This is a genomic window from Kribbella pratensis (genome assembly GCF_004365355.1).
Taxonomy (GTDB): domain Bacteria; phylum Actinomycetota; class Actinomycetes; order Propionibacteriales; family Kribbellaceae; genus Kribbella.
In genome coordinates, this window is record NZ_SODP01000002.1 from 1067347 (window position 1) to 1079661 (window position 12315).

Below are 12315 nucleotides of genomic sequence, written 5' to 3' on the forward strand. Positions count from 1 at the left end.
GGTAGGACTGGAGACGGTTGAAGTCAAGGACGCCCCGCCCCGAAGGCGTCCTCATCGTGAGGAGGCTGAAACCGTGAACATGTCCCCATTCCGCCGTACCACCGCTCTCCTGGCCGCGGCCGGGCTTGCTGCCGCCGGACTTCTGGCGTCACAGGCCTCGGCCGCGCCGGTCAATCCCGCCGCACTGTCCGCATCCGCGATCACGTCGACGTTGAGCAAGGACGCGACGATCCCGGGTACGGCGTGGCAGACCGACCCGAACGGCCGGATCATCGTGTCGTACGACGACACGGTCACCGGCGCGAAGCTGTCGAAGCTGACCAGTGTGACCAAGCAGTTCGGCAACCGGATCACGCTGGAGAAGATGTCCGGCAAGCTGACGAAGTACATCGCCGGCGGCGACGCCATCTACGGCGGGCAATACCGCTGCTCGCTCGGCTTCAACGTGCGCAGCGGCAGCACGTACTACTTCCTGACCGCGGGTCACTGCGGCAACATCGCGTCGAGCTGGTACTCGAACTCCAGCAAGACCACCCTGCTCGGTACGACGTACGGATCGAGCTTCCCGGGTAACGACTACGCGATCGTCAAGTACAGCACGTCATACACGAACCACCCCGGCACGGTGGACCTGTACAACGGCACCTCGCAGGACATCACGTCCGCCGGCAACGCAACTGTCGGCCAGGCGGTCAAGCGCAGCGGTAGCACCACCGGTGTGCACAGCGGCACGGTCCAGGCAGTGAACGCCACGGTGAACTACGCCGAGGGCACCGTCACCGGCCTGATCCGCACCAACGTCTGCGCAGAGGGCGGCGACTCCGGCGGCGCGCTGTTCGCCGGCACGGTAGCCCTCGGCCTCACCTCCGGCGGCTCCGGCAACTGCTCCTCCGGCGGCACCACCTACTTCCAGCCCGTCACCGAAGCCCTCTCCCGCTACGGCGTCAGCGTCTACTGACGCTGACATAGCTGTGGGCCCGGAGCTCTCCGGGCCCACAGCGCTTGTCAGGCAGGCGACAAGACCGGGAAGCCCAGCTCCTCGGCTGCGCTGGTCAGCTCCTTGTCATAGGTGACGAACTCCGAAAGCTCCGACCGAAATGGCTCTGCACTAGCCAGATGGATCGCATCAAGCGAACCCAACCTGGCCGTCCGGTAAGCCATCGCCCGGCCGAGGACCGTCGACGTCAGGTCGACCAAATAGACGCCGCGGACCGCCTGCCCGGCGAAATACGGCACCTGCTGGTGATCGACTCCTGCCCGGAGCAGCGTGCGGGTAATCTCGAGGCCGGCCAACTCGCTGGTTACCAACTCGGTGTCCGCGCTCAGCCCTTCACGCCACGCACGGAGAGCAGCAGACTCCGCCTCCGGCTTGATGAACTTGAGCAGCGCGCAGGAATCCAGGTAGATCACCTGCGCCGATCCTTGTCCCGATCAGCGATCAGCAGATCGGAAAGGCTGTCGAGCCCCGGCGCAAGGTCCAGCATCAAATCCGGCATTCCGAGCTCGGCCGGCGGCGTCGCCTCGCCCGATTCGATCATGTGCCGCAGAACTCCGGGCTGATCATCCTCTGGCACAAGACGGAGCACCGGCCGACCCCGATCGGTCACCAGGATCGTCTCGCCGGCCCGCACGCGAGCCACCGCCTTCGAGGGATTCTGGTTCAGCTCCCGCAATCCGATCGTTCTCATACCACCAATGTAACTACATCATGTAGTTACATCAAGAGGCGCGGCGGCGGGAGATTTCGTAGAGGGTTACGCCGGCGGCGATGCCGGCGTTCAGGGACTCGGTGGCGCTGGTCATCGGGATGGAGACGATCAGGTCGCAGTTCTCGCGGACCAGGCGGGCCAGGCCCTTGCCTTCGGAGCCGATGACCAGGACCACGGGCTCGGTGGCGGCCTCGAACTCCGGGAGCTCGACGGCGCCGTCCATGTCCAGGCCGATGATCAGCAGGCCGGCGTCCTTGTAGGACTTGAGCGCCCGGTTGAGGTTGCCGGCCCGGGCGACGGGGATGCGGGCCGCGGCGCCGGCGGAGGTCTTCCACGCGGACGCGGACATCGACGCCGTACGACGCTCCGGTACGACGACACCGTGGGCGCCGAACGCGGCCGCCGAACGGGTGATCGCGCCGAGGTTGCGCGGATCCGTCACACCGTCGAGCGCGACGATCAGCGGCACCTCGCCCAAGTCGTGCGCCCTAGCGACGAGGTCGTCCGGGTGCGCATACTCGTACGGCGGGATCTGCAGCGCGACGCCCTGGTGCGAACCACCCGCGGTGACCCGGTCGAGCTCCGTCCGCGGCACTTCGAGCACCGAGACACCGGTCTCGACCGCGACCAGCAGCGCCTCGCGCAGCCGGGCGTCCCGCTCCGTGCCTTCGGCGACATGCAGAGCCGATGCCGGCACGCCGGCCCGCAGCGCCTCGACAACCGGGTTGCGCCCGTACACCCACTCGACGCTCGCGTCGCCGTCCTTACGGGCCTGACGCCGCGGGGCGCGCTCGCGCTCCTTGGCGCGCTCGGCCGCCTTCGCCCGCTTGTGTGCCGGGTGCTTGACCCGGTCCACCGCCTTCGGCGTCGGGCCCCGGCCCTCAAGACCACGGCGAACCCGCCCACCGGACCCGGCCGTGGGGTTACCCTTCGGCTTCTTCCGGATGGCGCCCTTGCGCTGACTACTGCCTGGCACTTCAGCTTCCTTCGTCTGTAGATGCGAGGGACCAGCGTGGTCCCTGCGGGGTGTCCTCGACGACGACGCCGAGCGCCTTCAGCCGGTCGCGGACGGCGTCCGCGGCGGCAAAGTCCTTGCGTTCCCGGGCGGCCTGCCGCTGCTCGAGCAGCGCCTTCACCAGCCCGTCGACGACCTCCGTGAGCTCGTCGCTGCCACCGGTGCGCGACACCCACGGCTCGGCCAGCGGGTCCAGCCCGAGCACTCCGAGCATCCCGCGCACCGACGCGAGGGTCTCCCGCAGCAGCACCGAGTCCCCGTCGGCGACGAGCTTGTTGCCGTCCCGGACGGTGTTGTGCAGCACGGCGACGGCGGCCGGCGTACCGAGGTCGTCGTCCATCGCGGTCTCGAACTCCGCGGGCAGCTCGGCCGCCGGCTCCACCCCACCGGTCACCTCGACAGCCCGGGCGATGAATCCGTCGATCCGCTGGAAGCTCTTCGCGGCCTCCTCGAGCGCCTCGAACGAGAACTCCACCACCGACCGGTAGTGCGACTGCACGAGGTAGTAGCGCAGCTCGATCGGGCGGACCCGCTCGACCACGTTCCGCACGACGGCGCTGTTGCCCATCGACTTCGACATCTTCTCGCCGGCCGTGGTGACGAGCGCATTGTGCATCCAGAACCGGGCGAACTTCTGCCCGACCGCGGTCGACTGGGCCAACTCGTTCTCGTGGTGCGGGAAGCGCAGGTCGAGCCCGCCGCCGTGGATGTCGAACTCCTCGCCGAGATACTTGCCTGCCATCGCCGAGCACTCGATGTGCCAGCCCGGGCGACCGCGTCCCCACGGCGCCGGCCAGGAGGCGGTCCGCGGCGTGGCCTCGGTCCAGCCCTTCCACAGCGCGAAGTCGCGCGGGTCCCGCTTACCGCGCGGGTCGGCGTCCTCGGCGGCTTCCATGTCGTCGATCTTCTGGTGCGACAGGGCGCCGTACGCCGGCCAGGCCTTCACGTCGAAGTACACGTCACCGGATCCGTCCGGAGCGACGTACGCATACCCGTCCGCGATCAGCTGCTCGATCAGCTCGATCATCTCCGGGATGTGCCCGGTCGCGCGCGGCTCGTACGTCGGCGGGCGGCAGCCGAGGACGTCGTACGCCCAGTGCAGCTCGCGCTCGAACTCGTAGGCGTGCGCCCACCACGGGACGCCGCGGTCGGCCGACTTGGCGAGGATCTTGTCCTCGATGTCGGTCACGTTCGCGATCACGGTGACCTCGTAGCCGGAGCGCTCGAGCCAGCGGCGCAGTACGTCGAAGACGACTTCCTTGTAGATGTGCCCGACGTGCGGGGCACCCTGCACCGTCAGCCCACAGTGGTAGATCCCGACCTTGCCCGGGTGGACCGGCTCGAAATCTCGCACTGCTGCTGTCGCGGTGTCGTACAAACGAAGTGTCACCGGTCAAGGGTAACGGGAGGTTACGTAGGTAAATAATCACCTGCACCACAGCTTCAAAGGTTGATTCTTTCCGGAGCCGGGGAAGAATGAGTTCCGAGCGCTCTGTCCGCCCCTCATCGCTCTGGAGGAAACCGTGAAGTCCGCCCTTTTCACGGGTGCCGCCGTGACTCTTGGCCTGTTGCTGGCCTCGATCGGCTCCGCCCAAGCAAGCACCATCGCCACCGATGGCAGCACCTCGTCCCACCAGCCCACCGCCCAGGCCCGTCAGCACGGCATCGAGAAGGCCGGCGACGCTTACATGGGCTGGGTGCAGAACACCACCACTACCGCCGCCGCGGCTCCCGCCGTAATGGCGCCCGATGCCACGGTCGAAGGCATCGACGTGTCCAGCCATCAGGGCAATGTCGACTGGACCGCGCAGTGGAACGCCGGCAAGCGGTTCGCCTACACGAAGGCGACCGAAGGCAACTACTACACGAACCCGTACTTCGCCCAGCAGTACAACGGTTCCTACAACGTCGGGATGATCCGCGGCGCGTACCACTTCGCCACACCGAACGACTCCAGCGGCGCGAACCAGGCCACGTACTTCCTGGCCCACGGCGGCGGCTGGTCCAGGGACGGCAAGACGCTGCCGGGTGCACTCGACATCGAGTACAACCCGTACGGCGCGACCTGCTACGGGCTGAGCGCGGCCTCCATGGTCAGCTGGATCCGCGACTTCGCCAACACCTACAAGGCCAAGACCGGGCGGGACGTGCCGATCTACACGAACCTGGACTGGTGGACGCGCTGCACCGGCAACAGCACCGCGTTCAACACCACCAACCCGCTATGGGTCGCGAAGTACGCCTCCTCGCCCGGGACGCTGCCGGGTGGCTGGCCCTTCCACACCATCTGGCAGTACAGCTCGACGCCGATCGACCAGGACCGCTTCAACGGCGACATGTCCCGGTTGCAGGCGCTCGCCAACGGCTAAACAGGTTGCGGTGGTCGCATAGTCTCGATCGGTGAGCTACACGCTGCCGATCGAGACCGATCGCCTGACACTGCGCCGCTATGTCGAGACCGATTACGACGACCTGCTGAAACTGCAGTCGAACCCGGACGTCACCCGTTACCTGCTGTACGACGTACGGACGCCCGAGCAGGTCAAGGAGGCTCTCGCCGGCCGGATGGCCGACGTTGCGATGGACCGCGACGGTCAAGCGCTCACCGCCGCGGTCATCCTCCGGGACACCGGCCGGCACCTCGGCGAGGTCACGCTGTTCATGAACAGCGTCGAGCAGCAGACCGGCGAGCTCGGGTACGTCTTCCACCCGGAGTCGGTCGGGCACGGGTACGCCAGTGAAGCTGCGGTCGAGCTGCTCCGCATCGGGTTCGACGAGCTCGGCATGCACCGGATCATCGCCCGGCTGGACGCTCGCAACGACGGGTCGGTCAATCTGCTCAAGCGCCTCGGCCTGCGCCAGGAGGCGCATTTCATGCAGAACGAATACCTCAAGGGCGAGTGGACCGACGAACTGGTCTTCGCCATGCTCAAAGCCGAATGGGACAAGCGTTCGTAAGTTTTTTGCTACGGCACGCATTCGCATGGCAGCGAGTGCCAACGAGGTCTAACGTCGGACTATGACTTCCGCCCGTTCTGTCACCGCCCTGATCGTCGGGGCGGTTGTGCTCAGCGCCGGCACTCTGCCGAGCGAAGCCGTCAAGGTCGCGCCGGCCCGGGAGGTCGCCTACCGCACCTGGACGTCGACCACCGACTTCCTGTCCGGCGACCAGTTCGGCACCACCGTCACCGACGGCGCCCTCACCTTCGGTACGTCGACCGGCACCACGTCGTACGTCGACCCGTTCGGCGACGGCACCGCCAAGAACTACGACCAGACCAGCTGGATCTCACCGCACGTCAGCACCGGCTTCGGGCTGACCGAGCTGGTCGCCTCCTGGAACGCCACCACCCCGCCCGGGACCTGGATCGAAGTCTCGATGGCCGGCGTCACGGACACCGGCGCCACGACCAAGTGGTACGTCATGGGTCGCTGGAACAGCGGCGACGACACTGCGGCCGGTGACATCCACCGGACGTCGGTGCCGAGCCAGGGTGACGCGAACGGATCTGTTGCCGTCGACACCTTCCAGGCAGCCACCGGCCACTGGCTGGATCGCTGGCAGCTGAAGGTCACGCTCTACCGGCTCAGTGGTACGACGCAGTCGCCGGTGGTCCGGTCCGTCGGCGCGATGGCCTCCCGGCTGCCGTCCGACAAGACCGTTGCCGTGAGCCCCCTCGGCGGCGCGGAAGGCATGGTGCTCGACGTGCCGACGTACTCGCAGGAGACGCACATCGGCCACTACCCGCAGTGGGACGGCGGCGGCGAGGCCTGGTGCTCGGCGACGTCGACCGCGATGGTGCTGGACTACTGGGGCGCCGGCCCGACCGCGGCCGAGACCGTCTGGGTCGATCCGTCCGATCCGGATCCGCAGGTGGATCACTCGGCCCGGTCCGTCTTCGACTACTCGTACGACGGTGCGGGCAACTGGCCGTTCAACACGGCGTACGCCGGGAGTCGTGGCGTGGACGCCTTCGTCACCCGGCTGCGGTCGCTGACCGAGGCGGAACAGTTCATCAAGGCGGGGATCCCGCTGGTGGCCTCGCTGTCGTTCAAGAAGAGCGATCTGCCCGGCGCGGGGTACGGCACCAACGGCCACCTGATGGTGATCGTCGGGTTCGATGCCGCCGGCAACGTGGTGGTGAACGACCCGGCGTCGCATCTGATCGCGAGTGACGACCAGGTGCGGACGACGTACGACCGGGCCGCCTTCGAGAACGCATGGGTGCCGCACTCCGGTGGGCTGGTCTATGTGATCCACCCGGAGGGTGTGGCGCTTCCGCCGAGCCCTGCTCCTCAACACAACTGGTGAGAGACGACAGAGCCCGCCACGCCGGGCGGCGTGGCGGGCTCTGTTCTTTGTGGACCTTTAGCGATTAGCGGGCGAACAGTGCGCCCGTGAGGTTCGTGGTGAGGTTGCGGAGCGAGTCCGGCAGGTACTGCAGATGCCAGCCGCGCGGACCGCGATACCAGGTGAAGCCTTCGTCCTCTTCGTCCGGCGTGGTGTCGGTGGCAACCAGTGCGTCGATCCAGCGCTCCGATCCGCCCAGTACGACGGCGTACGGCAGAGCGCGTGAGCAGAGCTCGGCGTGCTGGTCGGTCGGCAGTTCGCTGACGTCCATCTCCAGCAGCTCGCCGCGGATCGCGGCGACCTGACCCAGGACGCGGCCTGCCGCCGGAGCCTTGGCCGGCATGTAGCGACCGACGACGAGCAGTCCGATGCCGACCAGTGTGATCGCGATGCCGAGCAGACCCCAGGTCGACAGCAGGGCCAGCAGAACAGTCGCAACTGCGCCGATCACAGTGGTGGCGATGCCGATCGTTGCCCACAGCGACCGAGTCCGGTCCGGGCGCTCGCTGAACCAGCCGCGCTTGACCACACCGTCGTACAGCGCGTCCTGCACCTGCTCGAGGTTCGCACGGACCTGGCGGCCGAGCTCGGAGACCAGCACCGAGTCGGCGTCGCCGAAGATCGCGCGGATCAGCACGTTCTCGTAGCGCTGCAGCTCTTCCGACGGAGCGTTCGAGACCCGGCGCAGCTCCCAGTCCGGACGCGAGTACTCCGTGCTGTGCTCCTGCTCGATGATCGTGATGTGCCCGCGGACGGCCAGGTCGATGATCGTCGCGGTCACGTCGACCGGATCGATCCGCTCGTCGATCAGCGTGCCCACCTCGCCGGGCCGCAGGTCCGAGGGCGGCGAGAAGTTGATCCGGGCATCGGTCCCGAGGCTGAACAGCGAGGCCGGTACGACGCGACGCGGGTCGACCTGGTCACGGCCACGCAGCCGGTACAGGGCGAACAGTGCGATCGCACCGAGCAGCAGCACGGCCAGTGCGGTGATCAACTGCGCCGCGTCGGTGGAGAAAGCGCGCTTGAAGGTGTGGCGGTACTCGACGATCGAGTTGGCCGCGATCTGGCCCTTCGGGAAGCCGACCGCCATCCGGACCGTGTTGCCCGGCGGCAGGTTGGCCTGCTGGAAGGTCGGACCGGACGTCTCGCCGATCTGCGCCAGCGTGCACGGGATATTGCTGTCGATCGGGCCCGCGAAACACGAGACGTGCGAAACCTCAGGGACGCTGTAGACCACGTTCGCCTGCTGGATCGGGATGCTGATCCCGGTCAGCGGCGCGAACCGCACCTCGGTGCCGTCCAGGACCGTCGCCACCGCGCCCTTGACCGTGTACGAGAAGTCGAGCTCCGTCGTACCGCTGTCGATGCCGGGGACCGCGATCGACGTGACGTCACCGTCGGTCTTGACGTCCGCCTTCTTGTCCTGGCCGCCGGCCTTGACCTGCACATCGCCGATCTCCTGGACGTGGTCGATGTCGTCGGGCAGGTGGTCCCGCGTGAGGATGAACCGGGTGAAGGTCCCGTTCACGTTGCTGAGCTTCCAGGTCTCCGCGACCCGGAGCAGGCCGTCACGTTCGACCCGGACCTGGCTGTCGTAGTTGGTCACCACCGGGTCGGCGGCAGCGCCGGTCCCGGAGGTCCCGGTCGCGCCTGCCGGGACAGTGGACAGGCCGAGCAGGCCGAGGGCACACAGGGAGAGCCCGAGGAGACGTAGACGCATCGCCCAATCACACCGTAGAAAGAGGGTCAGGTTGACACCGGGCACGATAGCGTCTGCGGAGTGTCAGGCAACCAATGGGGACCGCCTCCCGGGCAATTCGTCCCGCCACCGCAGGGTTACCCGGCTCCTCCCCGGCCGCCGCAGTACTACGCAGCGCCGCCACCGCCCGGACCGCAGTTCGGGTGGGGTCCGTTGCCGCCGCAACCGCCGCGGAAGAAGTCAGGTGGCGCGGCGCTACTGATTGTTGCCTTGGTCGCCGTAGTTGCCGCCGGTGGCGTGTTCCTGTTCGTCAAACGCGCGCAGAGCGGCGGTGCGGAGCCGACTGTCGCCGCACCACCGACTGTCACCACGTCAGTGCGCCCGACCGCGGCTGTGTCGACACGGCCCGCGCCTACCAAGACGACGACCACAGCCCCGCCGAAGCCCGTGCAGGTCAACCCGGCGACGTACAACGCGACGCATCGGCTGTACAAGACCGGTGCGATGCGGACGGTGAACTGCAAGCAGGCGAGGACCGGTCCGGGTAATGGTGCGCAGGCATTGGCGTACTTCAAGACGATCAAGGCCTGTCTGGACCGCGCGTGGCCGCGACAGGTCGCTGCGGCCGGTGGGCGGTTCCGTTCGCCCGGTCTGGTCGTTTGGGGCGGCACGTTCAACACACCGTGCGGCAGCGGGCCGGGGCGGTCGTTCTACTGCCCGACGACCCACACCATTTATATGGAGTCGCCGTCGGTCATCTCGTTCTACAAGCAGAACCCGACGTTCGGCCGGATGGTCGGCAGCTTCACGGTGGCGCACGAGTACGCGCACTCGGTCCAGTGGATGACAGGGCTCGGCGAGGCCTACGAGAAGCTCCGGTACGACGCAACCACCGACGGGCAACTGGTGCTGAGCAGACGACTCGAACTCCAGGCCTCCTGTCTGGGCAACGTGTTCCTCGGCTCCAACCGGGCCAGCTACGGCATCACCGGGTACGCGTACCAGATGTGGCTGTACGACGTGAACAACAGCGGCGACCGGCCGCCGTACCCGAGGGATCACGGGAGCACCACCAGCCACGGCGCCTGGAGCCGCGCGGCCTTTGCGAGCCGTAACCCGTCGAGTTGCAACACCTGGTCGGCATCGCCCGCCCGGGTAAGTTGAGCCTGGGCTCCGGTAGCGTCACCGCTGTGTCAGGCAACCAATGGGGTCCACCGCCCGGGCAGCAGTACCCGCCGCAGCAGCCACCGCCGTGGCAGCCGGGACCGGGTCAGCAAGCGCCCGGGTACGGCGGACAGCCTGGCCGTCCGCCGCAAGGACCGCAAGGACCGCCGCCGGGCCCGCCGGGACCGCCGTACCAAGGTCCTCCTGGTCCGCCGTATCAAGGCCAACCGTTCCCAGGGCAGCCGTTCCAAGGCCAACCGTTCCAGGGGCAGCCGTTCCACGGTCAGCCGCAGTTCGGCTGGGGCGCGGGTGCGCCGCCCGGCGGACCGCGTCCGCCGAAGAAAGGCCGTGGCGGAGTGATCGCGCTGTTCGTGGTCCTGGGCGTGGTGGTAGTCGGAGTGATCGGGCTGAAGATCGCCTCGTCGATCCTGAAATCCAACGACGACCCGTCGTACGCCGAGCCGACCACCACGTCGTCGTACAGCCCGACGACCGAACCGACGACCGAACCATCGACCGAGCCGTCCGGCCAGCCGACCACCAAGCCCACCGTGAGGCCGACCACGACCCGGCCGACCACGCAGGCGCCGCTGCCGACCACGTCCCGCTCGACAGCCAGCAGCACGCCGACGACCAACCCCGGGCCGAGCGACACCGACCTGGTGGTGCGGAACAAGCTGTACAAGGTCGGCGCGATGAGGTCGGTGAACTGCAAGGAGTCCAAGTCGCGGCAGAGCACCGCGGCCGGCGCACGGGCCAACTACAAGAACCTGCTGGCCTGCCTGAACAAGGCGTGGGCGCCGATGATCACCAAGGCCGGCGGGCGGTTCCGGTCCCCGAACGTGATCACGTTCAGCGGCACCGTGCAGTCGCCGTGCGGGGCCCACAGCGACACCGGGCCGCCGTTCTTCTGCGGCACCAACGACACGATCTACATGAACCTCACCCAGGACGTCGGGAACTACAACAGCTACCCCCAGTCGTACAGCAAGGTCTGGGCGCGGATGTGGATGCTGCACCAGTTCGCCCACGAGTACGGGCACCACGTGCAGAACCAGACCGGGATCCTGCAGGCGTACGCGCGGATCCGGTACGAGCGGGCGACGTACACACAGGAGTTGCAGGACAGCCGACGGCTGGAGTTGCAGGCGTCGTGCTTCTCGGACATCTTCATCGGCTCGAACCGGCGCAGCTACCCGATCACCGGGCAGTCCCTGGTCCAGTGGCGGTGGCTGATCGCCAACACGATCGACAACGGGAACGACCACGGAGCCCCGCCGATCCACAACTACTGGGCACTGCGCGGGTGGAACGGGCGCAACCCGAACGCGTGCAACACCTGGGCCGCATCGGCGGCGCAGGTGAAGTAGGTGAAACCAGTTCGAGACGACTGGCCGGGGTAGCTAGCCTGGTGCGTCCGGATCGCGCAAAGTATGTCCGGGGGAATCGGCATCCGGCACCCCCACCCAGCAAGGTCGTGAGGAGTATCGATGTCGGACAACTGGAACCAGCCCCCGGGGAGCGACCCGGCTGACGATCAGCCGAACCGCCCACCGGAGCACGGTCCCGGGCAGAACCCCCACCGCCCCAGCGCAGACGACCAAGGCCCCGGACAGGGCCAAGGCGCTCCTGGGGAGAGCCGGCGCGGCCCCGCCACGAGCGGTCCTCGGCAGGCGAAGGGTGGTCCTGGGAACGGCCAGGGTGGGCAGTCGTGGTGGATCGGTGACACCGACGCCAAGCGCGAGTTCCAGAACCCGTCGCAGGCCGAGCCTCCCGCCAACAACTGGTTCGCCGGCGGCTGGAACCCCACCCGCCGCGAACACCCCGACCAGCCCGCCGACCCGAACCAACCGGTCCAGGGTTCAGCTCCGGGCCGCCCCGGCCCAGGCCAGCGCAGTCCGCAACAGTCCGGCCCCCAGCAGTCGGGCCCGCAGCAATCCCGTCCGCAGCAGTCCGGTCCTGCCCGCCCGGGCCCGAACCAGCCAGGCCCGAACCAGCCAGGCCCGAACCAGCCAGGCCCGAACCAGCCAGGCCCGAACCAGTCAGGCCCGAACCAGTCAGGCCCGAACCAGCCGGGTCCGAACCGACCAGGTCCGAACCAGCCCGGCCGTCAGCACCGCGGACCACAACAGTCTGGGCCGAACCAGTCGGGTCCCAACCAGCCCGGCCCGAGGCAGTCGGGTCGCAATCGGCCTCGCCCTAACCAAGGGGGTTCCGGCCGGCCCGGCCCGAGCCAGCCGAGTCCGTGGCAGTCCGGCCCGCCCCAGGTTGACCCGTGGCAGACCAGCCCGACGGCGTCCACTCCGCAGTCGGACTCGTTCTGGTCGCAGTCCGCCCCAACCCCGCAGAGCCCCAAGCAGTCCGGACCCGACGGCCC

The 12315-nt window shown here is 68.1% G+C and carries 11 protein-coding genes; 6 read left to right on the forward strand and 5 right to left on the reverse strand.

What is annotated here, in order from left to right:
* Window positions 1–79: 79 nt before the first annotated feature.
* Window positions 80–958, forward strand: a complete 879-nt coding sequence (locus EV653_RS21765) for a S1 family peptidase (protein WP_134106645.1) — start codon at window positions 80–82, stop codon at window positions 956–958.
* Between the two features lie 47 nt (window positions 959–1005).
* Here EV653_RS21765 and EV653_RS21770 read toward each other — a convergent pair whose 3' ends face one another.
* From EV653_RS21770 to cysS, 4 genes are read right to left on the reverse strand one after another with little or no spacing between them, the layout of a single operon-like run.
* Window positions 1006–1410: a type II toxin-antitoxin system VapC family toxin gene (locus EV653_RS21770; protein ID WP_134105562.1), complete on the reverse strand. Its 405-nt coding sequence runs from the start codon at window positions 1408–1410 to the stop codon at window positions 1006–1008.
* Entirely contained in the window at window positions 1407–1688 is a 282-nt protein-coding gene (locus tag EV653_RS21775) for a type II toxin-antitoxin system Phd/YefM family antitoxin (RefSeq protein WP_134105563.1), read from the reverse strand. The genes EV653_RS21770 and EV653_RS21775 overlap by 4 nt, the downstream gene beginning before the upstream one ends.
* Window positions 1689–1719: 31 nt before the next feature.
* Entirely contained in the window at window positions 1720–2685 is a 966-nt protein-coding gene (gene rlmB / locus EV653_RS21780; protein WP_134105564.1) for a 23S rRNA (guanosine(2251)-2'-O)-methyltransferase RlmB, read from the reverse strand.
* A gap of 1 nt (window position 2686) precedes the next feature.
* Window positions 2687–4114, reverse strand: a complete 1428-nt coding sequence (cysS, locus tag EV653_RS21785) for a cysteine--tRNA ligase (protein WP_134105565.1) — start codon at window positions 4112–4114, stop codon at window positions 2687–2689.
* A gap of 133 nt (window positions 4115–4247) precedes the next feature.
* Here cysS and EV653_RS21790 point away from each other — a divergent pair, with 133 nt between their 5' ends.
* From EV653_RS21790 to EV653_RS21800, 3 genes are all read left to right on the forward strand, one after another.
* The gene (locus EV653_RS21790; RefSeq protein WP_238159949.1) at window positions 4248–5093 is read left to right on the forward strand and encodes a lysozyme; all 846 of its coding nucleotides are present in this window, start codon (window positions 4248–4250) and stop codon (window positions 5091–5093) included.
* Between the two features lie 31 nt (window positions 5094–5124).
* Window positions 5125–5682, forward strand: a complete 558-nt coding sequence (locus EV653_RS21795) for a GNAT family N-acetyltransferase (protein WP_134105566.1) — start codon at window positions 5125–5127, stop codon at window positions 5680–5682.
* 61 nt (window positions 5683–5743) lie between these two features.
* Window positions 5744–7036: a peptidase C39 family protein gene (locus EV653_RS21800; RefSeq protein ID WP_134105567.1), complete on the forward strand. Its 1293-nt coding sequence runs from the start codon at window positions 5744–5746 to the stop codon at window positions 7034–7036.
* A 64-nt stretch (window positions 7037–7100) separates the two neighbouring features.
* On the opposite strand, the gene EV653_RS21805 is transcribed toward EV653_RS21800, so the two are convergent.
* Window positions 7101–8795 (reverse strand): DUF2207 domain-containing protein, encoded by a 1695-nt coding sequence (locus tag EV653_RS21805; RefSeq protein WP_134105568.1) that lies wholly within the window; start codon window positions 8793–8795, stop codon window positions 7101–7103.
* Window positions 8796–8987: 192 nt separating this feature from the next.
* Between EV653_RS21805 and EV653_RS21810 the strand changes: the two genes are divergently transcribed.
* Window positions 8988–9938 (forward strand): neutral zinc metallopeptidase, encoded by a 951-nt coding sequence (locus EV653_RS21810; RefSeq protein ID WP_134105569.1) that lies wholly within the window; start codon window positions 8988–8990, stop codon window positions 9936–9938.
* A 26-nt stretch (window positions 9939–9964) separates the two neighbouring features.
* Window positions 9965–11308, forward strand: coding sequence for a neutral zinc metallopeptidase (locus EV653_RS21820; RefSeq protein ID WP_238159950.1), 1344 nt, complete (start codon window positions 9965–9967; stop codon window positions 11306–11308).
* Window positions 11309–12315 lie beyond the last annotated feature (1007 nt).